The organism is Paenibacillus sp. FSL F4-0087 (assembly GCF_038020215.1).
GTDB classification, from domain to species: domain Bacteria; phylum Bacillota; class Bacilli; order Paenibacillales; family Paenibacillaceae; genus Paenibacillus; species Paenibacillus taichungensis.
In genome coordinates, this window is the sequence record NZ_JBBODJ010000001.1 from 1,132,156 (window position 1) to 1,157,058 (window position 24,903).

Below are 24,903 nucleotides of genomic sequence, written 5' to 3' on the forward strand. Positions count from 1 at the left end.
TCCGAAAGCGGCTTATACCGCATCCTTGACAACAAAATGGCGTTCTCATGACTTGTCCGTCAAGCAAACGCCGCTCCCTTTAGTTTAACGGCCCAGACCCGAATGAGCAACCGCGTTTTACTGTAAAACGATCTAGGGCAAATTAAAAAACAACCGCCTGCCTTTTGGGGACAAGACGATTGTTTCAATTTAAAGTACATTTGCTAATCTTTCAGTGCCTCAACTTCAGACTCAGTTAGACCACTTGTTTTGGCAATGACTGAAACTTCGATGCCGAATGAAAGCATATTTTTTGCAATTTCAATCGCCTTCTTTTGTTCGCCTTCCACTATACCTTTAGCAATGCCCTTTTCCGTAGCCCACTCAATCATTGAGGCTTCATCATGCAAATACTTTTGCCGTTCTTCATACAAGCGACGTGCTTCACGATCCTGACTCAGAAACTCCAGCGTATCCATCGCTTTCTTCAACGTAGGTTCATTCATTTGCAGCACCTCCCAATTTGATTTGTCAGCACCTTTCAGGAACAAAAGCCAGTTAATCAAAGCTTTACAAATTATTCTACTTTAAATAAGATCAAATTCCCCATTACAACTAGAATCATTCCACTTATTTGTTATTAATTTCAATCATCAATATGCTATCATCAATGAATGATTTACTATAGAAAAGATCCTAAATACACATCAAATTCGTACCTCTAAAGGAGGTTGAACGTATTATGAAGAAACATGCACATGCTAGTGACTCTTCAAACATCTCACCATCAAAATCATGGATACGCCGACACCCGATATTCACCGCATTTTCGATATTGATTTTTGTTCTGTTCTCCGCCGTATACCTTTACTTCACGCTTCGCCCTTACTTCTCCACGTTTGATCGATCCGAACAAGGTGATTTGAGCTACTCCATGCCTTCACGGAACGGAGAATATATCGCCGAGATTTACGGCGTACCTTATGGTGGAGCGGCAGGTGGAGTCACAATCTGGGTCGAGGTGAAGAAAACGAACGCCCTTGATGATTCCAATGTAAGGGCCATATACCGCGCTGGATACCACGGACATAACCATCTGGAATGGGAAGATGATAATACCCTCCGGATCGAAAACTGGAATGAGTATGTAGATGAAAGTATTACGCTAAACATCGATGATGAAATCTATGACGGCCGGGGCTGGGCATGCCAAAGCCTGCGTATGAAGGACCAGTACGTTCGCTGCCTAGCACCAGAAAAATAAAACCACAAATAAGCAGCCCCGCTCGCCGACTCTCATGGCAAGCGGGGCTGCTCTTCTTCCACCTCTCGAACAGATCAACACTACTCTTTCTCTTTTTCTTTCTCTTTTTCTTTCTCTTTCAAGCCACTGTTCCCCTTACTCACTATCGCTTCAATCTTCTGCCGATTGGCAATCAAACTGGGGTCATTCGGCAGATACTCCCTTGCTTTGCTGTTATGCAGAAGCGCGTGCTCCCAGTTTCCCATGTGAGCGTAACAAAGGGAGAGCCGTGCGTGGGGCAGCCAAGTGCGGCATGCCGTAGGCACGGGACGCAGACCCGGATCCCGGCTGCTGACATCAAGCGCTTGCATATACCAGTAGATGGCAGACACAATCTCCTGCCTTTCCTGGAAGCAGGCAGCGATGGCGCAGCAGAAGTCGGCATGCGGCAGGTCGAATTGAAATGATTGCAGCAGCGCACCCACTTTCCGCCCCGGCTCGCCCAGCCGCTCATAACATTCCGCCAGCCGTGCGCAGGCGATGAGCCGATCCTCGCGATAGCCGCTCGGCTCCAGCAGCAGCTTTACGTACGCCCGAGCCGCCGCCGCATAACGCTTGCGGTCGTAACATTCGCCTGCATAATAGAACAGCAGGCGTCCCTGGGCTGCGCCCTCTTCGGCGATCCATTTGCGCAGAATGCGCACGTTTCGCGCCGAATGATGGCCCGCTTCGCGGCGGTGCGTGACGGCAATGTCTGCCGTAATGACACCTCTCTGCGGGAAGCCTAACTGCTCGTGCAGCCGACCATGCCAGCGGCACCCCGCCTCCCGCTTAACGAGGCGTAACCGTCGGTCCGTCACGAGCGGACTTCCCTCCGGCCCCTCGGCCAGCGTATAGCTCAAGATCACAGCAGCCGTCTCACCGCCTGACGGCAGCTGCTGCTTCAACCTTTCCAGTTTCGCCCGTTCCGCGGGCAACAGCACATCATCTGCATCCAGCCACAGGATATATTCCTGTGTGGCCTGGTCGAATGAATAATTCCGCGCTGCGGCGAAATCATCTTTCCACTCATACGTGTAGACCCGGTCGGTATATTGCGCAGCGATCTCCATGGTACGATCGGATGAACCGGTATCTACAATCACGATCTCGTCCGCGATGCCGGCGACCGAGTCGAGACAGCGCGCAAGCGTGCGTTGTTCGTTCTTCACAATCATACACAGACTGATGGTGATCACGGTTTAAGCCCCTTCCTGTCTTACCCGTATTGCGGTCTTTTTTTCTTCTCAATCTTATCTGTTACCCTTCTCCGTTCTCCTGACGTCGCAGACGTTTAACTTGTTCAACCGCATTATCCAACGCTTTCTTGCGTAGATTCATCAGACGAAGGTGATTCTTCTCCACAGCGGCAAAATGTACGTGATCCAGCTCCATCCATTCCGTCAGTTGGTTCAGGGTTGGTGACATATACAGCTGCGTTTTCCGTCTTTTGCGTGCCACACAACATAGATATTTATGATGAACTTCCAGCTTCAATACTTCAAAATACGGCAGCAAGCACATCGCCAGATTCCCGGCATAGAACGTCTGCTTGTGATCGTAAAAGGGATGGTAACCATACGGCACGGTCACAACCAAGGTTCCCTCCTCCTGCAGCAGTCGGTGAATTTGCAGCAATAACGTCTCCGGATGGGCAAAATGCTCCAGCACTTCGCCCAGCAGTACTGTATCAAAGGTGGTTCTAGCTTTCCATTGTGTAATGTCCAGCAGGCGAAAATCCACATTGTTCCGCACGGGTCTGGACTCCTTCGCCAGTTCCTCGCGGGCGTATTGTATACTCTCTTCTTCCAGATCAATCCCGGTCACCCGAAAGCCTTCCCGCGCCAGCAAAATGGAGGTGACTCCCTGGCTGCATCCAATATCCAGTATTCGCTTGCCTGTTGCTTCCCGGCACATCCAGTGCACACGTGTACGTGTGGCTTCGTGCGATTCTTCCGAATTGATCTCGCCATAATAACGCTCGTTGACCCGGTCATGATTCGCCATGGCTGCCTCCAGAATTTTCGTGCGAGTGTTCGTTGGTTGGTTCGATGGACGGTTCAATGTGTGATTTAACATTGGCCTTACTGTCTGACTGGATAGGATCGGTGTGTCCCCGCTTTTCCCCATCCTTCGTCCGAGGCACTCGCATGTTCTCGTGAATTTGTATTTCATGTTCTTTCTTGGCGTCCTGCACCACGTTTACTTCCGGTCGGATCGGCTGTCCAAGCACCACTATGTTTCCACCTACACATCCGGCTGTCGCATTGCGTGTGTCGAAGATGAGCTTGGCATGATCCGCCATCTCCTGATAGTCGAAGCCCGTATGATCCGTCGTAATGATGACCAGATCCGCCCCCGCCCACAATGCTGGTGATGCTAATTGAGCCTGGGCAACCGTACCATCATCCTTGCGGAACACAGGCACCATAGGATCGGTGAAAACCACATCTGCCCCTGCTTCACTAAGCAGTCTATAGACATCCAGCGCTGGCGATTCACGCAAGTCGTCGATATCTTTTTTGTACGCCATACCCGCCAATACAATTTGGGCCCCTTGCATCGATGAACCTTTCTGTTCGAGCAACTCGGCAGCACGTTTCACCACTCTTTCCGGCATTTGCCGATTGGTCGCATCCGCAAGCGAAATGAATTGCAGCTCTGATCCCTGACGGCCTGCGGCCCAGGACAGATAGATCGGGTCAATTGGAATGCAGTGTCCACCAATGCCCGGGCCCGGATAGAACGGCATATAACCGAACGGCTTGGTTGCTGCAGCGTCCAGCACCTCCCAGATGTTTACGCCCATTTGCTCACAGGCAGGTGTCAGTTCATTCACGAGCGCGATGTTCACGCTGCGAAACGTGTTTTCGAACAACTTTGCCGTCTCCGCCACCGTCGTTGAACTAACGGGAACGATTTCGTTCAGGAACGAACCGTAGAATGCCTTTCCATAAGATAGACAGGACGGCGTGGAGCCGCCAATGATCTTCGGTGTATTTTTCACCCCGTAATGCACACTTCCGGGATCTACTCGTTCTGGTGAATAACAGACATGGAACTGCTGTCCTACTTTCCACCCTTTTGCAGCTTCGATCGGGTGCTTCACACGCTCCTCGGTGGTGCCGGGATACGTAGTACTTTCCAATATAACAAGGCAGCCCTCCTGAAGATAAGGCGTTATGCCATCCACTGCTGCAGCGATAAATGAAATGTCCGGCTGGTGCTCCGCAGTCAAAGGCGTAGGCACACAAATAACAATTACATCCGCCTGACCCACCGCTGCGAAATCAGTCCCCGCCATCAATAATCCAGCCTGCGCAAGGGATTGCACAACCTTATCCTCAATGCCGATTACGTACGATTTCCCGGCACGCAGTTTAGCCACCTTCGCCCCATCGATGTCAATTCCTTGCACCTGATACCCAGCCTGCGCCATCTCCACCGCCATCGGTAACCCGACATACCCAAGACCAATGACGGCGGCTTTGAGGGAGCGGTTGTTTAGGTTTTGAAGCGTAGTACGTTCCTGTGTTTCCTTATTTCCTTCATGCTTGCTGCTCTCTACCATTCCTTCCACCTCCAAACGGTCCGCCTCCCTTCTATTAATGAATAAAGCCGCCTGCACGTAAAAACTGGGCAATAGCGGAACGGTTCATCATTGCGCTGTCTGAACGATACTCGGAAAACGTCACGCGAGGCAGCCCACTATACGGATCTGTCAGGCGCTTGTCCGGTTCCTGTGGCAAAATCACATAATATTGTTCGTCAACCTTGTAGGTACGTGGTGCCTCGAATGGAGAAATGAGTACTTCATGTAATTTTTCGCCCGGTCGAATCCCGGTTACCTTATAGTCGTGAGCCGGACGACCTGCCTGCTCCAGCATGACCGAAGCCAGATCCGTCATTTTGCAGGCCTTCATTTTCATCACAAAAGTCTCGCCGCCCACCGCTGCCTCAGCCGCCTTCAGCAACAAATGAATGGCCTCCGTCCGCGTCAGGAAAAAGCGGGTCATGCCTTTGTCCGTAATGGTCAGGCTCTTGCCTTCATCAATCTGACGACGGAACAATGGAACAACACTGCCGCTGGTCCCGAGTACATTGCCTCCGCGAATACATACAAAACGGGTGGACTCGCTCAACCCATTAGCACGAATCATCATCTTTTCCCCCAAAGCCTTGGTCATGCCGTAAACGTTAATCGGATCTACCGCTTTGTCAGTGGAGACGTCAATGACCTTGGCAACCTGCATGCGAATCGCAGCGCGAATAATGTTCTGCGTGCCGATGACGTTGGTCTTGAACGCTTCATCCGGCTGATCCTCGCATACCGGAACATGCTTCAGTGCAGCCAGATGGAAGAGTACATCCACCCCGCGACAGGCTTCCTCCACTGCCCGATAGTCGCGAATATCTCCGATGACAAAACGCAAACGTGCATCATGACCGAAATCCCGCTGCATCGTTATCTGGGCGTACTCATTACGCGAGAGAATCCGAATCTCGGCTGGATTCTGTTCCAGCAGTACCTCGGTCAGCTTCTGCCCCCAGGAGCCCGTGCCTCCGGTGATCAAAATTGTTTGTCCTTTAATCATGATGAATCCCTCCTTGTTCAAATCATGAATTCGCGTAATACCGCAGCCATCTCTTCCCGGCTCAATCGGTCTTTCGGTGGTACTTTTTTGATGGATGTATTGTTGGAATGCACTATATTTACATAATTGCGCGGAGCCAGCAGTTCATGCGGCAGCTCAATGACATTGCCATGTGTTCCCCGGCCCGGCAGCTTCACCCGGTATCCCGCAGCGTACTCAGCCGTTTTATACAGGTAAACATAGAACTGCGGGGAACGGTGAAATGCTGGAGCCATCTCATGATTCACACTGTCCCACAAGTATCCATTCTGGTTGATGAGTGCTATCGTTCCGGGCTGCGGCTGCACGTCATAGAGCTGCTGAACAAAGGTCCTGTGATATAGATCATCCGAATCCAGACGCGCCATGTAGATCTCCTCCACCCCTTCTGCAAAAGCCAAGATGGCCCGCACACTTTCTATGGTTGTTCCAAAACGGATATTGGAAGGCAGCGGCTCCTGTTCAGCTAAAATGTCTTGCATCAATTCCCCCGATTCCTTGGAAAGCTTCACCACCGTCAGAAAATCCTGATTGGTCTGCGCCTTAAGACAATGAAGAGTGAAAGTACGAAAAATGCTCATTCGTCGCTCCAGCCACTCTCTTGTCAAGCGCTGTGGGTCCATTCCGTAATTGTTGAAGTTAATCTCAATAACCACTTTTCTGGACATGCCCTTCCTCCTCATCTTTTGTTGAACTTCTTTCAATTCAGTCAGACTATTTTCATAGTTTTTACAGCCCTTTCCACGCAAAAAATGCCTCCGTCAGCCCGAAACTGCTATACAGAAGCTCTCTCCAATCCAGCCGACTCTATAACGTATGAAAAAATAATAGAACTGGTCCGGACACTTGCACGGGTTTTTGTATAAATCAGCTTTTACATAAGCCCATCAACACTTTCCGGTCCCGAAAGTAGATTGATATATAACCGAAGATGCGCCCTGTGGGTCGAACGCACAAAACGTTGCCGAAGCCGCAACATAGAATAGAGCAATTGAATTTTCAAAGGAGGCCTTATACCACTATGAGTCCAATCTATCTTGAAATGGATGGTGTGCTGGATCAACTCGAAGCCGCCGTGAGGGATAAGCGTCCCTTCTCTCTGGTCCGTGTGGGCGATGGGGAAAATATCGTCATGTCTCAGGAAACGGTCTGGAGTACGGAACAGGTTTTGCAGGAACGATGGGCTATCAAAGCTAATCTGGGACAAAAAGGACTGCGTCTGCCCAATCTGCAGCTTCGGGACGAGGTTGCCGCTTCCTTGCAAAGGGCAGATATCGTAGGTATTCTTCCTCACGGGGACAGTACCATCAAAGCGCCGGAGCATCTCAAAAGACAGCTGACCGATACGGTGTTCGCACATTTCGGCATCGCTCCGGCACTAACTTGCCATGCCTGTGTCAATCGGGAACTCGCGCAGGTGCCCCGCTTCTGGAATATGCTTGCCGGCAAGCGGGTGCTGCTCGTTACCCGCGAGATTGAGCAGCTGCGAGTCATGCTCGTTCAGGAGCCCTACCATCTGGATATCACAACTGCGCTGCCGTTCGACAGCTGGGATCAGATGCAGGAAACGCTGCAATGGATTCAAACGAATCAGGATACCTTCGATGTAGCTCTTTTCTCCTGTGGCGTGAACGCGGTTGTTCTTGCGGAACGAACAGCGGCACTTGCAGGCAAAGTCGCCATCGACTTCGGCAAAGCCAACAACATTATTTTGAAAGGCCGCGCTAACTAGTCTGTAAAAGTAGATACTACAACAAAAATCCCGGACTCCTTGGAGCCGGGATTTTGTTCTGCTAATCATCAGATGCTTACTTAAACACTCTTCCTGCTGAACCTTTTGTTCATAGGAACCAATTGGTGGCTGCAATGCCATGGAACACCTCGGGGCCAGTCCGTACCGATGTGGACACGCCGGAAATAAACGAAGTATATACACTTTCCAGTGCAGGCGGTGCGGAAAGATCCTGTGCAGTGAATGAATGAAATTCAGCGCCACCGTTCTGACCTACCGTGCCTTCGGCGCGATAGATCACATAGAACGGATCGTAAACGCTGCCCCGTACAAGCTCAACAACAAACGTATCCCCCACTTCTCCGGTAACGCCAACCGTGCCATTCAAGGTGATAATGGGATTGGGCACACCAAGGGTCTGCAGACCAATGGAGCCAAACGCTTCTGGCGATGGGCCTAGAGACAAACCGGGCTGTCCTACGGTTCCCGAGTTCATCGAAGTTCTCATATCGAGAAACACACCCATGAGTAACACCTCCAATGCTATGGGATACGTTATTCTATGAATCTCGACTCTCTTTGGATTGGATGGGTAACAGATTGTCTCCACCTATTTTTATTTGCCCCTGGTTAATGGTATATTGGACTGCATAACGAAATGAACGGATCGTATGCACACAAGCGGTACAGGCTGTTCAGAAGGAGATTACTATTTATGAATAAACGTAAACGCCCAACAGGCAATACATCGGCCAAGGGAAAAACATCCGCAGGTTCGTCCACAGCACGGTCCGGTCGGTCCACTTTTACTTCTGCCAAATCGTCAGGACCATCCACATCACGCAATACAGGAGCGGCGAATAAGCCTGTAGCATCCAAATCCTCCGCGGCTCCCAAGAAAGCCGGAGCACCCAAACCCAAAGCAGCCAAACGTTCGGGCAATTCCTATTATCGCAAGCAAGAACCACCACGCCCGTACAAGGTTACCGAACCGGATGAGCTGCTTAACTTCTTGCTGAAACATTTGAAGTCCGGCCGGAACGCCGTCAAATCGATTCTGGGTCGCGGACAGGTATCCGTTGATCAGAAAGTGGTGACCAAGTTTAATCTGGAGCTGACGCCGGGGCAGATCGTAACGATCAGCAAAGAAGGCGCTGTTGCCGCTCCTTCCCTGACGGGCATTAACATTTTGCATGAAGACAATGATATCATTGTCATTCGCAAGGAAGCTGGACTGTTATCCATTGCCGCTGACAAGAGTGATGATCTTACCGCTTATCGCCAGCTGACCGAGCATGTTCGCCGTACCGACGCCCTGAACCGGATATTTATTGTCCATCGTCTGGACCGCGACACTTCGGGTGTCATGATGTTCGCGAAGAGTGAAGAAGTGCAGCAGAAGCTGCAGGACAATTGGAAAGAAAATGTACAGGAACGTGTGTATGTTGCCCTTGTGGAAGGCGCCGTTGCAAAAGAAGAAGGCACTATTTCCTCTTGGCTGAAAGAAACCAAGACGCTCAAAATGTATTCCAGCTCTCGCCCGAATGATGGACAACATGCCATTACACACTACAAACGTCTAAAATCGAACCGTGAATTCTCCCTGCTGGAAGTCCGTCTGGAAACGGGACGCAAAAACCAGATTCGTGTGCATATGGAAGATCTGGGCCATCCCATCGCAGGCGACAAAAAATATGGTGCTCATACCAAAACACTGGGTCGCCTCGGACTGCATGCACGGGTACTCTCGTTCATCCATCCAACGTCGGGTGAGCTGATGAGATTTGAGACGGATATTCCAAAACAGTTCCTCTATCCATTCCGTACGGATGCTCCATCAGCGAACTAACGGGATGATTCAAAGAACAGGCATCGCTGACTCAGTGACTTCAGCCGATACTGGACATGCCACGGTGCCGGAACTGGCCGATGGCCTGACCACGCCTGAAAGGAGGAACCGATGCTGAAAAACGTGTTAATTACCGGTTATCGTGCACATGAACTACAGATTTTTGGACAGAAGCATGAGGGAATTCCTTTCATCAAAAAGGCGATCTCCTCCCGTCTTACACCTCTGGTCGAAGACGGGCTGGAGTGGGTGCTGACACCAGGCCAATACGGTGTAGACCTGTGGGCCTGTGAAGTGGTGCTTGAGCTGAAGAAGACATTCCCGGATCTGAAGCTGTCGATCATTACCGCTTTTCAGAATCCCGAGGAACAATGGAAGGAAGACAAACAGGAGTATTATCGCTCCATTCTTCAAGGTGTGGACTATTATGGTGCGATTAGTCGTCAGCCGTATATCGGACCTTGGCAGTTTACTGCGCGAGACGACTTACTGCTGCGCAAAAGCGACGGTCTTCTGCTCGTGTATGATGAAGATGCCGGGGATGGCAGTCCCCGTTTTATAAAGGAAAAAGCGGTCAAAAAACAGCAGAATGAAGATTATACGATCATCAGCATTACCTCGGAGGATATTCAATCGGTCGCCGAAGATGAGCGGATGAACGATGTCGGGGATTACGAAGATCCTTCATTCTGATCTGTGCACGACTGGAGTAGCAAAGAATGAAGTACATATGTTTTTTTTGGCGGCAGGTTGGGTATAAGTAGTAGTAAAACTGCGATTACCATGTCGTATGGGACAAAGGGGAACTGCAACCATGACATTAACGCCAGAGCAGCGCATTCAACTGCATGGATTCAACAACCTGACCAAGTCGCTGAGTTTCAATATGTACGATATTTGTTATACGAAAACCAAAGATGAACGCGAAGCTTACATTGAATATATTGATGAACAATATAATGCGGCCCGGCTGAGCAAAATCCTGAATAACGTGTCTGACATTATCGGTGCCCATGTGCTGAATGTCGCCCAACAAGACTATGTTCCCCAGGGTGCAAGTGTGACGATGCTTGTGTCGGAAGGCCCCATTGTGGAGATCCCCGAAGAATCCTTCGATGAATCTCCAGGCCCCCTGCCCGATAATGTTGTCATGCAGCTCGACAAAAGCCATATTACCGTTCATACGTATCCCGAATTCCACCCGAGCGAAGGCATCAGTACGTTCCGGGCAGATATTGACGTCTCTACCTGCGGTGAAATCTCACCACTAAAGGCACTGAACTATCTAATCCACTCGTTCGATACGGATATCATGACGATGGACTACCGGGTACGTGGTTTTACACGGGATACGAGTGGACGCAAGCTGTTCATTGATCATGAGATCGGCTCGATCCAGAATTACATTCCGGATGAGATCAAGAGCAGCTTCGACATGATTGACGTGAACGTCTATCAGGAGAATATTTTTCACACCAAGTGTAAACTAAAAGAATTCGATCTTGATAACTATCTCTTTGGTTATACCAAAGATAAACTGAGCAAGGCCGAGCAACAGGAAATTACGGAGTGGTTGAAGCTGGAGATGGATGAGATTTATTATGGCAAAAACATCAATCGTCCTTCTTCATAGCTGATTCGTGAGGACTGATTCATACGGACTGGGACAAGGATAAGATGTCATGAAGCAGGATTTCGTAATGGAAACCTCCGGCATGCGCTTGTCCTTTTCTTTTGCCTAACTTGACAGGCAGCAGCTCATTTTTTTATGATGAAAGCAATTGCATTTCCATTGAAGGAGACTGAGCCGTTGATTGAAACGAACACTTCCAGACGCAATGAATCTCTGTTACAAGCGCTGAACGCGCAGCACAAGGTTACCACTGAAAATATTGCCAATGCAGACACACCCAATTACAAAAAGAAATCGGTGGAGTTTGAGGAAGAGCTCAGACGTATCATTGAGAATGGCAAAACAGATCAGCTCGATATGAAGCGGACTCATGAAAAACACTTTCCGGTCAGTAATCCCAATGACTCCATCGTAAACTACTGGATTGTCGAGAACAACGAAACCTCCATGAATAATAACAACAATAACGTTGATATTGACAAGGAAATGGCGAACCTTTCGGAGAATCAGCTTATGTATAACTACATGGTTGATCGGGTCAGCGGGCACTACAAGAAAATGAAAAACCTGTTGCAGGATATGAAATAATGAATGGTTGAGCAGCCCTTTGGCTGCTTTTTGTTTTGTCTATATTCGGAAATATCCAGAGGATCTATGTTGAATTATATGGATCTATATTAACCGCATTTAGCGTCGCTTTTCTTTTCCCAAATCAGGAGGATATGCTCCCCGCTTGTGCCCTTTTTCGGTATCCTCTCTGTTTCGTAGTATAATGAGATAAAATGTATGATTTCATATCCAATAAAAGAGGTGCAACATGGCTCCACATCATCTAAATGCTTTTCAGGGCTCCAAAGTCCGGCTAGCCGCTCCTTGCCCAGAAGACTGCATGCGGCTCTCCCGCTTTACTGACAGTTATGATTACTTGCGTAATCTGGATACCGATATTGCTGTTCCGCTAACGCCGGATGAGACGGGGTCATCCGCAGTTCGTAGAGACAACGGCTTTGAATTTGCACTGCGTACTCTCGAGGACAATCGGTTCATCGGATTCACGGCCCTCTACCGAATTGAGTGGAATAACCGCTCTGCACGCCTGGCCATTGGTATTGGTGATGACAAAGATAGAGGCAAAGGATACGGCAGTGATGCTCTCGCCCTGATTATTCGTTATGGATTCCATGAATTGAATCTGAACAGAATTGCGCTGGAAGTAATTGAATACAATGAGACTGCCCGACGCGCCTATCTGAAAGCAGGATTTCGTGAGGAAGGCCGCCAGCGTTCTGCCGTTTTACGGGATGGCACGCATTATGATCTGATCTCGATGAGTATTCTTGCAGAAGAATGGTCATCTCAGACCCAACTTCCGCTCGCGTTTCAGTCCACTCATACCCAAGGAGCTAAACAGACGGAAGATCACTCAGACTCACGATTGGTCGCTGCCGAAGGATCTGCGTTGTCCTTACTTAACGCCAAAGGTACTGAGAACTCTCCTGTCCAACCTCGGATTGGTGTCGGAGCGGTCATCCTCAACGAACGTAATGAAGTCCTTTTGGTTTGGCGGAATCGGCAGCCTGAACAGTACACCTGGAGTATCCCTGGGGGCAAAGTCGACCCGTACGAATCCATTGAAACGACGGTCATTCGGGAGATCAAGGAAGAAGTCGATCTGGATATTGTCATCGACAAGCTGCTCTGCACGGCAGAGACGATCCGACCTGAACAACAGGAACATTGGATTTCCGTCCTCTACTCAACTCGAGTTATCGGCGGTATTGCTCGTAACCGCGAAGAAGGCGGAGCGATTGGTGAGATCGGTTGGTTCCCGCTGGATGATCTGCCATCGCCGCTCGCTAGTTTCGCGGTGCCTGGTCTGGAAGCTGCGAAAAAACTCCATCTTTATTCTGAAGATTGAAATCGAGAGAAACTAACCTCACTACGGTTAGACAAGTCATATGAAGATAACAGCCGCCGAACTCCTCTCTCTAACATAAGGGGGAGCTTGGCGGTTGTTTTCAGTTTCTTCGCAATTTCCTTCTTTTTGGTAGTCTTCGGTAAGTGTATACATAACTTTTTTTTCCAAAATCAAGAACCGTTTGGCCCTTTGCACGGTCTAATACGCAACAACATCCATGAAAGGAGGAGCCATGTGACCCCTGCTCAACTGACCATCGCCGCACAAAAAGGGGATGCCGAGGCTTTTGCAGCCTTAATGGAGATGCATCAGAGCCGACTGTATCGGATCGCCTATGCCTATCTGCACAACGAGGGCGATGCGCTGGAAGCGATACAGGAATCCACCTATAGAGCTTATCGAAAGCTCAAGAAATTAAAAGAACCCTCCTATTTCGCCACTTGGCTGATCCGCATTCTGCTGAACTACTGTGCGGACGAACGCAAACGCAAGAGCCGGTTCAGCCACGTTACTGAAATTCATGAACCCAGCAGCTGGGACCGGCCCGCAGACCCTGATCTGGCCGCAGCCGTCTCTGCGCTGAATCGGGATTGCAAACAGATTATTATTCTAAGTTATTTCGAAGGTTTCTCCTTAACAGAAGTCGCTGATATTCTCGAAATCCCGGCCGGAACCGTAAAATCCCGACTGCACCGGGCACTCGGCCAACTTCGGAACCAGCTTGAAACGAAAGGAGATGTAACATTATGAGCGATGAAATGAAGTCATTTGAAGCCCTTGAGCAGCGTCTGAATGATCGTAAAACAGAATACGACGCCATGTCTGTACCGGATGCCGCAGCATATCAGGCTGTACAGGCTGGAATCCGTCAGGCTGCGCGTAAGCGCAAGTCCCGGCTGCGCTGGGTTATGAGCTCCATATCGGCAGCCGCAATCATCCTCGTGTTTACGGGATGTATTCGCGTCTCCCCCGCCTTTGCATCCTTTGTGGAGCAACTGCCAGGCATGGAGGGCATCGTCAGTATGATTCGCCAGGATAAGGGGTTAATGATGGCCATCGATCAGTCCCTCTTGCAGAAGGTAGGTGTGACCGATGAGCATGACGGAGCTTCGATGACCGTGGACAGCATCATTACAGATGAGTCACGCATGGTTATTTTTTACACGATGAAAGGCATGAAAGATCTGGAGAAGGGTCGATATGATATCGATTTGCTTGATAGGGATGGAAAAAAGCTGCCTGTTGCGTTTAGCTACTCCTCTCCTAAGCCGGCTTCAGAAAGTGGCATTTATGAGGATAAAATCGATGTCTCATTTATAGAATCTTTACCACCACAAGAGCTGACCGTTGTATTTAAGGAACGAGATAAGGAAACGAATTACAAGTGGAAGGTCACTTTTCCAGTGGACCGTAGCTTAACGAAAGGCATGAAAAAAATCATTCCCGTAAACCAAACAATGACCGTGGACGGGCAGCGTATTCATGTAAAACAGGCCGTTCTGTATCCCACTCGCCTTGTACTTGATATCGAATATGATCGGAACAACACCAAAAAAATCTTCGGAATTCGTGATTTGCAGTTGGTAGATGAGCAAGGCCGAGCATGGCGAACGGATTCCTCCTCCATCGGAGGCTCTGGAAGTTCTGTCTTTTTCGAAAGCATGTACTTCTCCACTCCGAAAAAACTGACGCTGCAGGGGTCTGGCCTTTCAGCGGTGGATAAGGATGAATTGGTTATCAGCATCGATCCATCTTCAGGTGAAATACAAGGGGGCCCATCGAGTTTGAAATTCCTGCATAGCAAGGTAAAGGGTAAAGATCTGGTCATCGAGTTTTCTATTGCAGACGCTCAAGATTCCATTTCTGCTCTGTCATTTACCAATATCAAGGACAGTAAAGGGAACCCTTTCGAAATTAATGAGTTAGGCTGGAGTCCTTCAGGTGAAAATGGGATCTCCGAAGCAAGGATTTTCATTAAAAATGCAGCCGCAGCCGAAGGAAATCTGACAATGGAAATATTCTCTTACCCTGATCAAAGTCGTGCACCGTTCTCTATTGAAATCCCTGTGACTCCCTAAAGGAAATGTAACAGCCATAATCCGCAAGCCACATGAAGTAGTCATGCACTATAATGAAAATATCAACCATCTAGAATTAAATCGATATGTTCCCAAGAAAGGGTGTTTTCACAATGAATAAGCGTTCAATCCGTTACCCGCAGCCACTCGCTCCGGGAAATACCATTGGCGTGGCTGCACCATCCAGCGGTGTAAGTGAATCCTTGCATCATTACCTTGAAGAGAGCAGGCATAACATGGAGCGCCTTGGTTTTGGTGTTCAAGAGAGCCCGTTTCTAAGACATAACGCCAAATGTGTAAGTTCCTCCAAGGAAGATCGCGCTGCCGAGATCAATGCATTTTTCCGCGACCCTGAGATTCAGGCTATTATCCCTCCGTGGGGTGGAGAGTTCCTTATGGATATTCTGCCCCTACTCGATTGGGAAGCTTTGAAAACCTTGCCGCCCAAATGGGTTATGGGATATTCGGATATCAGCACCTTTTTATTCGCATACACCCTGATCACCGGAACGGCTTCGGCACATGGTACGAACTACGTGGATCTAAGATCCAATGAACTCGATCCGGTGACAGCCCGCTGGATTGATGTATTACAAACTAGCCAGGGAGGGCAGGTTACTCAATCTTCTTCCACTCACTATCAATCGGAATGGAAACCGGATTTGTCGACATTCAATCTGGATACTCCTTCTCGCTGGAAACAGCTTGGGCAACCCGAAGGAGCAGACTCGCAGGTTACATTCTCAGGTCGGTTGATCGGTGGCTGCATGGATACGATCTCCAGTCTGATTGGCACGCCGTATGCACCTGTTGCATCCTATCTGGAGCAATACTGTGCAGTCGAAGGTGCCATCTGGTATCTGGAGAGCTGTGCGATGAACGCAGGGGATATCTACCGTCTTCTGTGGCAGATGAAACAGGCAGGCTGGTTTGCAGGTGTGAAAGGCTTCATGATTGGACGACCTGCGGGTTATTCCGATACAGAGGATTTCAATTTCACCGATGCCCTCTCCGCTGCACTGGGGGACCTGGATGTCCCTGTATTGTACGATGTGGATCTTGGCCATATTCCGCCTCAGTTAACCTTTGTGAATGGAGCACTGGGCAAAGTGGCTTATGAAAATGGACGCGGGAGCCTTGAGATGGCATTTGTGTGATCACCTTTTGTAGGCAGATGCATACCTTGAAGTAAGAAATGATTTTGAGGAAGGGTTGTGCATCATGTCTGAATCCACGTCCACACCATCCGCACGGGTCGTATACCAAGCCAATCAACCAATGCTCCAATCCGTGCAAAGTGTGCGGAATATGCTTCATCATACAGCCCGGCAGCATGTAGGCAAGAAGGTGCAAGTCCAGAATATCGATGGTCAGGTATGGGAAGGTGTCATTATCAGCGCAGATCGGGGAATTTTGTATCTCCAGGTTACACCGATGCATGGATATCCTGAGCCACGTGCCTTGTTTGGACCAACTATTTTGCCACTCGTGCTTTATGAGCTGTTGGTCATTACCCTGTTGATGTAGTTGTTTTTTGTTTCGATCGAGCCTAATCCAAGAAGCTTCTCTCCCTTTGACCATCAGGCCCTGGGAGCGAAGCCTTTTTTGGGTTTTAAGAGTGTTCGGTTATCATTTTGGTGTGAATGCATGCATTAATCTCTGCAACCTGGATGACTTCCTGTAGTTCGTGCGGTATGTTTCCTTGCTAACGTGTGAAATATGATACAATGGTGTCGGCACCAAGCCTTATCTCATATGAACGGAGCTTGATCCGGTTGGAATATATCCCTCATGATCCTCCACCCGTGCCTCAGTCTGAGACGGAGCTGGTTGGGACAAATCATACTGAACAATCCCGCGTGATTGCAATCTGTCTATTGGCAGGCAAAATCATGCTGCAAAGCGGCGGTGAGACCTATCGTGTGGAAGATACGATGAAACGCATGGCTGCCGCGCTGGGCCTTCCCCATTCGCACAGTTATGTTGTGCCCACAGGTATCTTCTTCTCGGTTGATGCAACCGAGCCTGCCAAGCTGATACGGATCTCTGAACGAACCACGGATTTGCATAAGGTATCCGAAGTGAATGCCGTTTCCCGGCGTATCGGACAAGGTGAATTGTCCGTTGAAGATGCTTATGCATTGTTACAACAGATTGAGGGACAGCCCTCCTCCTATTCTGCAGTTGTGCGGCTTACAGCGGCGGCGTTATCCAGTGGGTGCTTTACCATTATGTTTGGTGGAGGCTGGGTCGACTTTCTTCCTGCTGTTCTCTGCGGTGGTATTGGCTATGCAGCAGTCATTGCCTTCCATCGACTGGTACTCGTAAAGTTTTTTGCCGAGCTGACCGCTTCATTTGTGATTGGTCTGCTCGCCTTTTTGCTTGTCTATATGGGCGCGGGTCATGAACGGGACAAAATCATTATTGGCTCAGTCATGCCCCTGGTACCGGGACTGCTGATTACCAATGCTGTGCGTGACCTGATGGCAGGGCATCTCGTGTCCGGGTTATCCAAGGGAGCCGAGGCGTTTCTGACGGCTTTTGCGATTGGTACCGGCATTGCTGTTGTTTTTTCACTTTTTACGTAAGATGGAGGAGTTGCAGGTTATGCTTCATTTTATTGAACAGGCCCTGACCAGCTTTGTCGCCTCGGCCGCATTCGGTATTATTTTCAACGCTCCTCGGCGCATGCTGCTTCACGGTGGATTTGTCGGTATGATCGGCTGGATCATCTATATTGTGCTCGAATATGCTGCGGATGCTGTTCCTGCTACCTTGGCAGCGACCATCGCGGTTGGTGTCATAAGCCAGCTGTTCTCCCGCATGTTTCGCGCACCTGTTATTATCTTCAGCGTAGCAGGTATCATTCCGCTCGTTCCCGGTGGATTGGCCTATAATGCGATGCGTAATTTTGTGCAAAATGACTACGGCGCTGCCATGGAGATGGCTGCCAAAGCCCTCATGTTATCAGGTGCCATCGCGATCGGACTTGTATTGTCCGAGGTGTTGAACCAGATGATTCGTCGTATACCTGAATCATTGCGAGCAAAATCCTAACACAGTAGATGAATATATTATCACTAAACTAAACGATAAAGACCCGTTAGAGACAGGGTAAACGCTGTCCTTCACGGGTCTTCTATATTTCCAGCCAATGTTGATCCGTTATCATCTAATATGCAGCGTTTTGTTTTCATCATTGTATCCATTTGTTCGATAACTGTACGATCCATAAAAAGAACTCCCCATGTCTGTTGGACACTCCTTGTCCATTGGTGTACGGTAAACCATTCTCTTTTATGGCAAAGCACGCTTCATCACCGACGCAAATAAATCCGCCGCCACACCACTTCCGGATCTCATATAATGCTCTGCATCTGTACGATCAAACCCCATCCAGACTGCGGCCGTCCACTTGCTCGTATATCCTACAAACCACAGATCCCTGTTCGCCTCCTTGCTTACACCAGGTAATGCAGCCTGCGTTGTTCCTGTCTTCCCCGCTACCTTATGCTGACTCAGTTGTGCCCTGCTACCTGTTCCTTGACTGACCACATCTTGAAGCATGTCGGTCATGGCCGTTGCCGTGCTGGTGGAGATCACCTGCTTGTTCTCTCGCTTAAAAACATAAATTGTCCGACCGCGTGAATCCTTAATTTCACGAATTAGATGCGCCGTATTGAACTTGCCGTTATTGGCAAACACGGAATATGCCTGGGCCATTTTTATTGGAGACACCCCTTTATGCAAGCCACCTAGGGCAATCGACAGATTAAGATCCTCCTTGCCCAGTTCAATGCCCAATCGATCTGCAAATTGATGTGCGCTTCCCAGTCCTGTCTCATGCAGCAGCCATACAGCTGGAGCATTAATGGAGTTTTCAATGGCTTGCGACATCGTAACTGTACCTCTGTAACGTCCGCCCAAGTTGCTTGGTTGATAACTCCCATATTTCATGCGTTGATCAGGCAGCATGCTTTCTGGCTTAAACCGACCTGATTCCAATGCAGGTCCGTATGCAATAATAGGCTTAAATGCAGAACCAGGTTGCCTTGCATCCGTGGTTGCCCGGTTAATGCCTCCTTTTACGGGGTCACGCCCGCCCATCATCGCTTTGACTTCACCGTTATGCTGGTCCAGTATGATCATACTCGCCTGCACTTGCTCATCCTCACGATCATCGGTGAACCGTGAAGATTCACGGAATGTTTGCTCCATCGCCAGCTGCGCTTGATCATCCAATCCCGTACGAATGGTCCAGCCTGCGGATTGAATCTCTGCTCCACTCTTACCTGTGAGACGAGAAGCCTCCTCAATTACCGCATCCAAGGCAGACACGTAAGCAGGCGCTGTTGAGCCTGGAGTCGATTCAACTGTAGAATTGAGCGGTGTATAGTCCACGTTTCGCGCTTCCTCCATCTGTTTTTTAGTAATAATTCCTTGCTCATGCATGATACCAAGAACCACAGAACGCCTCTCTTTGGACAGGTCTTCCCGATCCACCGGATTGTATATAGAAGGTCCCTTCGGAATGCCGGCCAGCGTAGCCATTTGCCAGATCTCCAGCTGATGTAGATCCTTAATCCCGAAGTATCGCCAAGCCGCGGCTTTAACGCCATATTGCTGGCGTCCCATATAAATATGATTCACATACAGCTCTAATAGCTCATCCTTGCTAAATCTCTTTTCCATCGCCATGGCAATCGACATTTCATTCACCTTGCGAACCAGCGTTTTATCTCCGTTCAAATACAGATTTCTGGCCAGTTGCTGTGTAATCGAGCTGCCTCCTTGACTCAGGTTCATATGTAAAACATCCTGCACAACCGCCCTGCCAATGCCGATAAAATCCAGGCCATCGTGGTTATAGAAACGTCGATCTTCCGTAGCCAGAAACGCCTGCTTTAACAGATCCGGCATATCCCTCAAATCGGCATGCTCCGCATATCCCTTGGTTTGTACTTGTAATCTCGAAATTTCTGTTCCATCCGCATTGGTAATGACGGTGGAAGAGGCCACCGAAATGGCCTCAGGATGATTGCGAAGGACACCTTCACCATAAGTAACTAGATAGATATAGCCGACCGCTAGCAAAATAACGATTATTACAGAGGCATCAAATATGTGATAGATACCACGCCTTATGCTGGATCTCAACATTCAGGCTCCCTAAATACATGTGGATTGGAGCCTGAATGTTCCTGTTGCTTCATTTCCATAGAATCCAGAGCAAGCTCCAGCCTTAACGTCTGCTCATACGCCAGCCTGACCCAGTGCTGAATCTCCGCTTCATCCCGGCAGCGTCCTTCCACGATCGTTTCAAGCGAGGAACGAACACCGTAGAGAGTAAGCTTAATCGGCAGATCGGCATTTATGCGACCAGATTGTAATCCAACCCAATCTGCTTGAATACGTTGCTTATGGCTTCTCTCACTTTCTGACGCCATTTGTTGCCGGCTACTTTCATCGCCATACATATACATACCAGAACTGAACCATTCTTCGTCTCTCGGCTCTCGATCTGTCCACTCCTGGTCCGAACTGTTCAAGCGCTCCGCTTGTATACGTATCGCAACGTCATTCAGATCCGCGGCAATTTGTCGCAGCTCTCCTCCGTTTAACACTTCAATCTGTGCTGGAATTCGGCCATGGGCCAGTTCATGAGTTCCAAGACCAATCACCTTGAGGTCATCTGCAATCTTCTGGGATCGAATCCAAAAAAACAACGCAAACATCCCACCACCGATGAATATAACCAATGGCGTTGTACCGATATGGTTTATCACCCAGTACATAATGCGAGTTATTCCTGTTGTCTCAGACAGGATATGATGGTGAGCAAAACGTAACATGTGATAAACGACAAATAGGAGCGTTGCGCTAAGTAACGCGCTTGCTCCGCAAATATATATGTAGCTCAATCTGACTGTACGTAATAATAATCTCATATTCGGCATCCTCCTCAATTTTGCAGTTCATCTTTTCGATTGAGGTTAAGAATACCGAATATTTCTTAATTAAGAAGTGGGTAACTTCTTATCATTTTCTTAATTAAGCAATTTGCCTACATGTTGAATCAAGCAAGCTCTCTTATAAGTAGACGAAAATTCTGCCCGGTTACCGTTCCTCTGCATCTCTGTTCATCGGAGGAGCAGTCACCGGAAAACGCGTAACAAAATCGGTTCGGCCCTGATCACTGTAGGCAGCGATAGTTCCTTTATGTAATTCAATCATGGATTTGGCAATAGCCAGCCCCAGTCCGGTGCCGCCTGTATCGCGAGAGCGGGACTTGTCCACCCGGTAGAATCGATCGAATAAATGCGGCAAATCCTGCGCTGGAATCGGTTCACCATAATTGCTAATGCGCACTACAGCTTCTTCACCTTCAAGAGACAACGCAATCTCCATCACTTTACCCTGTGCCCCATAACGGATCGCGTTACTGAACAGGTTCTCATACGCACGAACAAGCTCTCCAGGAGCGGCCTGAATCCATAAAGGTTCTTGTCCACCAATGATCTTGTATGTCATGCCCGCTTCTTCCAGCATCGGAGAGAACTCTTCAGCGAGCTGCATCAGAAACGGATTCAGGTTCAAAGAAGTTAATGACAAAGGAAGGCTCCCACCACTGACACGGGTATATTCGAACAAATCGTCGATTAGCTTCCTTAATGTTAAGGACTTCTCGTACGCAATGCTCACGTAATACCGCATCTCAATTTCATCCTGATATCGATCCTTCTCTATGTACTCCAAAAATCCGAGAATGGAGGTCAGCGGAGTCCTCAAATCATGAGAAATACCCGTAATTAAGTCATTTTTGGCAGCAACTGCACTACGCTCCTCTTGCAATGACAGCTGCAATTGTTCAGCCATCTGATTAATACTGGCAGCCACAACGCCAAATTCATCCGATGTCTTCACATCGATCCGATGAGACAGCTCTCCTTTGGCAACTTCCTGAATTCCTGCCGTAATCTCATCCAGAACCAGCATCACCCTGCGCGTGAACAGGAAAAAGAACAGCACAAAGCCAAGTATGCCAACCATAATCATTAATGGCATAGACCCAATATTGTTCACCAGCCACCTGATGCCCCTTGCAGGGATCGAATAATTAGGATAAGTCTGAGCCGCCAGAATGGAGTGTACAACTTTGCTGCCCCCATACAAAATAGCCCCCGTCAAAATGCCACTCAGCAGAAATGCGTAGATAAATTTCCACCGGACTGTGTTAATTAATTTTGAATTCATCTCGGAACTCCTTGCTCACGCTTTGTATCCAAATAACCTCATAGACGCACGTGCTCATTGTGGTTTGATCATCTTATAACCAACACCCCATACCGTCTGTATGAATTTGGGATGTTTGCTGTCGAGTTCGATTTTCTCACGAATCTTGCGGATATGCACCATAACGGTATTGTTGGACTCCATAAACTCTTCTTTCCAGACCTGCCTGTAGATCTGCTCCATACTCAACACAGAGCCTTGATGGCGCGCCAACAGCTCCAGAACAGCAAATTCACGGGGAGTCAAGCGAACAGGCTGCTCATCCAGCCAGACCTCATGCGTATCCGTGTTGATGACCAGATCGTCAATCACCCATTCATGCTCCTTGTTCTCACGGCCTTCATTGAAGGTATGGTACCTGCGAAGCTGTGACTTTGCCCGTGCCACAAGTTCAAGCGGGTTAAACGGCTTGGTCACATAATCATCAGCGCCGATGCTCAGCCCTGTAATTTTATCCATATCCATGCTTTTGGCTGACAGCATAATGATCGGCATTTTCTGCTCTTCCCTAATTTTCATACATGCTTCAATTCCGTCCATATTCGGCATCATGACATCCAGAATGATCAGATCAATTGGCTCTTTCTTCAGTTGCTCAAGCGCCTCGATCCCATCACTGGCTGTCAGAACCCGGTATCCTTCATTGCCAAAATAAATCTCCATCAGTTTAATAATATCCTGCTCATCATCCACAAGCAGAATGGTTGCTGGCTGTGCCACGGCATTATTCCTTTCCATTCCATGAATCATTACTTGATCAAAGTATACCACTAGGAAATGAATCTGCGAAAATCATCGCCCTCGGAAAGGAGCAAAAACGTTGGATTTTAGGAATAATATACTTTTTCTATTTTATATAAAGTATGCTCGATTGTTGGGCAGAGATCAGCATCGACTTTGTGAAATTTAATTCGAAAGTATAAACTTTTCAAAAAGTTCTTTATATTATTTTTTTGCCTAAAGGCAGGAAGGAATTCTGGATTTTTCTCCACATCACCAAAACGTTGAATCCATTGCTCTACATAAGTCTGACTAAGTATTTTTCTATTTAAAACACTAATTATGGATTTTACCATTCTTTCATCTTCCCCATCGGAGTAAACTCGATCAGTGATGGTCATCTTTTCGTAAACCAAATCGAGAATGGTTAAGAGATCATTTTTATCCAACTCGGAACATTGGGCCAATTCGTCTAAAGCATCTGCTGCATGGGCTATGGCATGAGCCCAGCCTTTTTCTTCGTCATACCCGCGGTAATCTCGCTCTTTATGTACATTGTAAAACACGATCTCTTTTATCTGATGAATATGCTCTTTCGAGAGAAATGGTGATTCTTTATGCCTCATGAAGAGGAGCGGTATAACTAGCATAGAGAACGATCGAGTAAAGACAGAGTCTGTATTCGTTTCACCAAGCCTAAAAAGCAAATGCTTATTATCCAAAACAACGGATAGAAGTTGTTCTAGTTCGTTTACTGTTAAGGTATTATCAGGAATCCAATTTGATAAGGTTGTATAAATGAGGTCATCACGTAGTTGGGCATCCAAAGAACCGATATTAACCATCATTTCTTGTATCAACTGGAATGTATCGAGAGGTGTTTGGTAGTCATTCTCTTTTACTAATATCAACTTTTCTTTTAAACTCATTTTACACACCCCTAATAGAAGATTTTCCGAACTTACTATTTTAGTTTCTATTGACTATGTGGCATTTTTAAACGTTGGTTTTCGTTAATTGTAGCTGATCCGGCAATCTCTATTATTAACGTATAGTATCGTCGATTTAATCCTTGCTTAACCGTTGCTTGTGCGGATAACATGTTCTATGTATTCTATTAAATCTTGCTCTATATTCAGGCAGAACCTAGCATTACGGACCTTGGTCTATCTATTCAAACAACGATACTTTGGGCTCTATACCAGTCAGTGTCAGCATCGTATGCAGTTGACCCCTGTGGTGATACACATGTCCCATGATCTCAAGCAGCCACTCCAGACGACTGTACGAAGCTCCCCAATAGGAGTCAGTCACCTGTAATAATTCCTCCGTATTAAACTGTCTGTATCGATGATAGAGGTACATCTGATTCGCAATCAGCGCTTCCCTGATCTCACTCAGTGAATTCGGCTGATTTTCCTCGTAAAACAAAGCCATTTCTTCTTCGGAAGCTCCCTCCGAAATATGTACATCTGCACGACAAATGACGGATAGATGAGAAAGCAATTCTCCAACCGGCCGTTTGCCTTCAATCGGAGTCAAAGCCAAGTCCTGCTCCGACAGTTGGTCACATAAATTGATTAATGATGTCACTGCCACATCAATATGTTTAAATGCAGACTGAATCAACAGAAACACTCCCTTTTTATTCCATTATACAGAACGTATGATCGCCAATCAACTATAAATTCCCCCTATATATATAAACCAGCTTTGCTCGAAAACCAACAATGATGAACAAAAAAAAGTCCCTCCTCCCTCATATAGACGGAAATTGGGACATTT

General features: G+C 48.0%; 25 protein-coding genes and 2 pseudogenes. 14 read left to right on the forward strand and 13 right to left on the reverse strand.

Features of this window, described 5'->3' with window-relative positions:
* Positions 1 to 203: 203 nt before the first annotated feature.
* A pseudogene (locus tag MHB84_RS05505) lies at positions 204 to 545 on the reverse strand (Rpn family recombination-promoting nuclease/putative transposase); the annotation flags it as partial.
* Between the two features lie 176 nt (positions 546 to 721).
* Between MHB84_RS05505 and MHB84_RS05510 the strand changes: the two are divergent.
* Positions 722 to 1,243: a DUF5412 family protein gene (locus tag MHB84_RS05510; RefSeq protein WP_076291784.1), complete on the forward strand. Its 522-nt coding sequence runs from the start codon at positions 722 to 724 to the stop codon at positions 1,241 to 1,243.
* Positions 1,244 to 1,323: 80 nt separating this feature from the next.
* Here the strand turns inward: MHB84_RS05510 and MHB84_RS05515 are convergent, their stop codons facing one another.
* From MHB84_RS05515 to MHB84_RS05535, 5 genes are all read right to left on the reverse strand, one after another.
* On the reverse strand, positions 1,324 to 2,460 hold the full coding sequence (locus tag MHB84_RS05515) for a glycosyltransferase (protein ID WP_256716932.1): 1,137 nt from the start codon (positions 2,458 to 2,460) through the stop codon (positions 1,324 to 1,326).
* A gap of 61 nt (positions 2,461 to 2,521) precedes the next feature.
* On the reverse strand, positions 2,522 to 3,268 hold the full coding sequence (locus tag MHB84_RS05520) for a class I SAM-dependent methyltransferase (RefSeq protein ID WP_076291783.1): 747 nt from the start codon (positions 3,266 to 3,268) through the stop codon (positions 2,522 to 2,524).
* Positions 3,255 to 4,841, reverse strand: a complete 1,587-nt coding sequence (locus MHB84_RS05525; protein WP_256716934.1) for a nucleotide sugar dehydrogenase — start codon at positions 4,839 to 4,841, stop codon at positions 3,255 to 3,257. Before MHB84_RS05525 ends, MHB84_RS05520 begins: the two co-directional genes overlap by 14 nt.
* A 25-nt stretch (positions 4,842 to 4,866) precedes the next feature.
* Entirely contained in the window at positions 4,867 to 5,856 is a 990-nt protein-coding gene (locus MHB84_RS05530; RefSeq protein WP_076291782.1) for a polysaccharide biosynthesis protein, read from the reverse strand.
* 17 nt (positions 5,857 to 5,873) lie between these two features.
* A complete protein-coding gene (locus tag MHB84_RS05535) occupies positions 5,874 to 6,563 on the reverse strand; it encodes a glycosyltransferase (RefSeq protein ID WP_076291781.1) in 690 nt (229 codons plus the stop codon).
* Positions 6,564 to 6,916: 353 nt separating this feature from the next.
* On the opposite strand from MHB84_RS05535, the gene MHB84_RS05540 reads away from it, so the two are divergent.
* Positions 6,917 to 7,627: a GT-D fold domain-containing glycosyltransferase gene (locus MHB84_RS05540; RefSeq protein WP_076291780.1), complete on the forward strand. Its 711-nt coding sequence runs from the start codon at positions 6,917 to 6,919 to the stop codon at positions 7,625 to 7,627.
* Between the two features lie 109 nt (positions 7,628 to 7,736).
* Here the strand turns inward: MHB84_RS05540 and MHB84_RS05545 are convergent, their stop codons facing one another.
* Positions 7,737 to 8,153 (reverse strand): hypothetical protein, encoded by a 417-nt coding sequence (locus MHB84_RS05545; RefSeq protein WP_076291779.1) that lies wholly within the window; start codon positions 8,151 to 8,153, stop codon positions 7,737 to 7,739.
* Between the two features lie 189 nt (positions 8,154 to 8,342).
* Here MHB84_RS05545 and MHB84_RS05550 point away from each other — a divergent pair, with 189 nt between their 5' ends.
* From MHB84_RS05550 to MHB84_RS05605, 12 genes and pseudogenes are all read left to right on the forward strand, one after another.
* Positions 8,343 to 9,476, forward strand: a complete 1,134-nt coding sequence (locus tag MHB84_RS05550) for an RluA family pseudouridine synthase (RefSeq protein ID WP_076291778.1) — start codon at positions 8,343 to 8,345, stop codon at positions 9,474 to 9,476.
* A 111-nt stretch (positions 9,477 to 9,587) separates the two neighbouring features.
* The gene (locus MHB84_RS05555) at positions 9,588 to 10,169 is read left to right on the forward strand and encodes a DUF1273 domain-containing protein (RefSeq protein WP_179087229.1); all 582 of its coding nucleotides are present in this window, start codon (positions 9,588 to 9,590) and stop codon (positions 10,167 to 10,169) included.
* A 121-nt stretch (positions 10,170 to 10,290) separates the two neighbouring features.
* Entirely contained in the window at positions 10,291 to 11,109 is an 819-nt protein-coding gene (gene speD, locus MHB84_RS05560) for an adenosylmethionine decarboxylase (RefSeq protein WP_063564347.1), read from the forward strand.
* Between the two features lie 135 nt (positions 11,110 to 11,244).
* On the forward strand, positions 11,245 to 11,697 hold the full coding sequence (flgB, locus tag MHB84_RS05565; RefSeq protein WP_341143011.1) for a flagellar basal body rod protein FlgB: 453 nt from the start codon (positions 11,245 to 11,247) through the stop codon (positions 11,695 to 11,697).
* 229 nt (positions 11,698 to 11,926) lie between these two features.
* Positions 11,927 to 12,418: pseudogene (locus MHB84_RS05570) on the forward strand (GNAT family N-acetyltransferase); the annotation flags it as partial.
* Positions 12,419 to 12,619: 201 nt separating this feature from the next.
* Positions 12,620 to 13,027 carry an NUDIX domain-containing protein gene (locus MHB84_RS05575; protein WP_256716933.1) on the forward strand — a complete coding sequence of 136 codons (408 nt, stop codon included), beginning with the start codon at positions 12,620 to 12,622 and terminating at the stop codon, positions 13,025 to 13,027.
* A 234-nt stretch (positions 13,028 to 13,261) separates the two neighbouring features.
* A complete protein-coding gene (locus tag MHB84_RS05580) occupies positions 13,262 to 13,777 on the forward strand; it encodes a sigma-70 family RNA polymerase sigma factor (RefSeq protein ID WP_076291777.1) in 516 nt (171 codons plus the stop codon).
* Complete coding sequence (locus MHB84_RS05585; protein ID WP_076291776.1) at positions 13,774 to 15,105, forward strand: DUF4179 domain-containing protein; 1,332 nt, start codon at positions 13,774 to 13,776, stop codon at positions 15,103 to 15,105. Before MHB84_RS05580 ends, MHB84_RS05585 begins: the two co-directional genes overlap by 4 nt.
* Positions 15,106 to 15,218: 113 nt before the next feature.
* Positions 15,219 to 16,262, forward strand: a complete 1,044-nt coding sequence (locus tag MHB84_RS05590; protein WP_076291775.1) for a S66 family peptidase — start codon at positions 15,219 to 15,221, stop codon at positions 16,260 to 16,262.
* 64 nt (positions 16,263 to 16,326) lie between these two features.
* Positions 16,327 to 16,632, forward strand: a complete 306-nt coding sequence (locus tag MHB84_RS05595; RefSeq protein ID WP_076291774.1) for a hypothetical protein — start codon at positions 16,327 to 16,329, stop codon at positions 16,630 to 16,632.
* Positions 16,633 to 16,997: 365 nt separating this feature from the next.
* Positions 16,998 to 17,693, forward strand: coding sequence for a threonine/serine exporter family protein (locus MHB84_RS05600; RefSeq protein ID WP_231952780.1), 696 nt, complete (start codon positions 16,998 to 17,000; stop codon positions 17,691 to 17,693).
* Positions 17,694 to 17,712: 19 nt separating this feature from the next.
* A complete protein-coding gene (locus tag MHB84_RS05605; protein WP_063564353.1) occupies positions 17,713 to 18,162 on the forward strand; it encodes a threonine/serine exporter family protein in 450 nt (149 codons plus the stop codon).
* 240 nt (positions 18,163 to 18,402) lie between these two features.
* Here MHB84_RS05605 and MHB84_RS05610 read toward each other — a convergent pair whose 3' ends face one another.
* The 6 genes from MHB84_RS05610 to MHB84_RS05635 form a co-directional block, all read right to left on the reverse strand.
* Complete coding sequence (locus MHB84_RS05610) at positions 18,403 to 20,265, reverse strand: transglycosylase domain-containing protein (RefSeq protein ID WP_076291773.1); 1,863 nt, start codon at positions 20,263 to 20,265, stop codon at positions 18,403 to 18,405.
* Positions 20,259 to 21,053, reverse strand: coding sequence for a hypothetical protein (locus tag MHB84_RS05615; RefSeq protein WP_143764834.1), 795 nt, complete (start codon positions 21,051 to 21,053; stop codon positions 20,259 to 20,261). Before MHB84_RS05615 ends, MHB84_RS05610 begins: the two co-directional genes overlap by 7 nt.
* A gap of 169 nt (positions 21,054 to 21,222) precedes the next feature.
* Positions 21,223 to 22,359: a sensor histidine kinase gene (locus MHB84_RS05620; RefSeq protein WP_076291771.1), complete on the reverse strand. Its 1,137-nt coding sequence runs from the start codon at positions 22,357 to 22,359 to the stop codon at positions 21,223 to 21,225.
* A gap of 54 nt (positions 22,360 to 22,413) precedes the next feature.
* The gene (locus tag MHB84_RS05625) at positions 22,414 to 23,136 is read right to left on the reverse strand and encodes a response regulator transcription factor (RefSeq protein ID WP_339850192.1); all 723 of its coding nucleotides are present in this window, start codon (positions 23,134 to 23,136) and stop codon (positions 22,414 to 22,416) included.
* An 89-nt stretch (positions 23,137 to 23,225) separates the two neighbouring features.
* Positions 23,226 to 24,047, reverse strand: a complete 822-nt coding sequence (locus MHB84_RS05630) for a DUF2785 domain-containing protein (RefSeq protein ID WP_063564357.1) — start codon at positions 24,045 to 24,047, stop codon at positions 23,226 to 23,228.
* A gap of 241 nt (positions 24,048 to 24,288) precedes the next feature.
* On the reverse strand, positions 24,289 to 24,747 hold the full coding sequence (locus MHB84_RS05635) for a DinB family protein (RefSeq protein WP_083679121.1): 459 nt from the start codon (positions 24,745 to 24,747) through the stop codon (positions 24,289 to 24,291).
* Positions 24,748 to 24,903 lie beyond the last annotated feature (156 nt).

What these genes read in the sequence shown, in the direction of transcription:
- MHB84_RS05510 (WP_076291784.1), top strand. Translation starts at nt 722, where the DNA reads ATGAAGAAACATGCACATGCTAGTGACTCTTCAAACATCTCACCATCA.
- MHB84_RS05520 (WP_076291783.1), bottom strand. Translation starts at nt 3,268, where the DNA reads ATGGCGAATCATGACCGGGTCAACGAGCGTTATTATGGCGAGATCAAT.
- MHB84_RS05530 (WP_076291782.1), bottom strand. Translation starts at nt 5,856, where the DNA reads ATGATTAAAGGACAAACAATTTTGATCACCGGAGGCACGGGCTCCTGG.
- MHB84_RS05535 (WP_076291781.1), bottom strand. Translation starts at nt 6,563, where the DNA reads ATGTCCAGAAAAGTGGTTATTGAGATTAACTTCAACAATTACGGAATG.
- MHB84_RS05540 (WP_076291780.1), top strand. Translation starts at nt 6,917, where the DNA reads ATGAGTCCAATCTATCTTGAAATGGATGGTGTGCTGGATCAACTCGAA.
- MHB84_RS05545 (WP_076291779.1), bottom strand. Translation starts at nt 8,153, where the DNA reads ATGGGTGTGTTTCTCGATATGAGAACTTCGATGAACTCGGGAACCGTA.
- MHB84_RS05550 (WP_076291778.1), top strand. Translation starts at nt 8,343, where the DNA reads ATGAATAAACGTAAACGCCCAACAGGCAATACATCGGCCAAGGGAAAA.
- MHB84_RS05555 (WP_179087229.1), top strand. Translation starts at nt 9,588, where the DNA reads ATGCTGAAAAACGTGTTAATTACCGGTTATCGTGCACATGAACTACAG.
- speD (WP_063564347.1), top strand. Translation starts at nt 10,291, where the DNA reads ATGACATTAACGCCAGAGCAGCGCATTCAACTGCATGGATTCAACAAC.
- flgB (WP_341143011.1), top strand. Translation starts at nt 11,245, where the DNA reads ATGATGAAAGCAATTGCATTTCCATTGAAGGAGACTGAGCCGTTGATT.
- MHB84_RS05585 (WP_076291776.1), top strand. Translation starts at nt 13,774, where the DNA reads ATGAGCGATGAAATGAAGTCATTTGAAGCCCTTGAGCAGCGTCTGAAT.
- MHB84_RS05590 (WP_076291775.1), top strand. Translation starts at nt 15,219, where the DNA reads ATGAATAAGCGTTCAATCCGTTACCCGCAGCCACTCGCTCCGGGAAAT.
- MHB84_RS05595 (WP_076291774.1), top strand. Translation starts at nt 16,327, where the DNA reads ATGTCTGAATCCACGTCCACACCATCCGCACGGGTCGTATACCAAGCC.
- MHB84_RS05600 (WP_231952780.1), top strand. Translation starts at nt 16,998, where the DNA reads ATGCTGCAAAGCGGCGGTGAGACCTATCGTGTGGAAGATACGATGAAA.
- MHB84_RS05605 (WP_063564353.1), top strand. Translation starts at nt 17,713, where the DNA reads ATGCTTCATTTTATTGAACAGGCCCTGACCAGCTTTGTCGCCTCGGCC.
- MHB84_RS05610 (WP_076291773.1), bottom strand. Translation starts at nt 20,265, where the DNA reads ATGTTGAGATCCAGCATAAGGCGTGGTATCTATCACATATTTGATGCC.
- MHB84_RS05615 (WP_143764834.1), bottom strand. Translation starts at nt 21,053, where the DNA reads ATGAGATTATTATTACGTACAGTCAGATTGAGCTACATATATATTTGC.
- MHB84_RS05620 (WP_076291771.1), bottom strand. Translation starts at nt 22,359, where the DNA reads ATGAATTCAAAATTAATTAACACAGTCCGGTGGAAATTTATCTACGCA.
- MHB84_RS05625 (WP_339850192.1), bottom strand. Translation starts at nt 23,136, where the DNA reads ATGGAAAGGAATAATGCCGTGGCACAGCCAGCAACCATTCTGCTTGTG.
- MHB84_RS05630 (WP_063564357.1), bottom strand. Translation starts at nt 24,047, where the DNA reads ATGAGTTTAAAAGAAAAGTTGATATTAGTAAAAGAGAATGACTACCAA.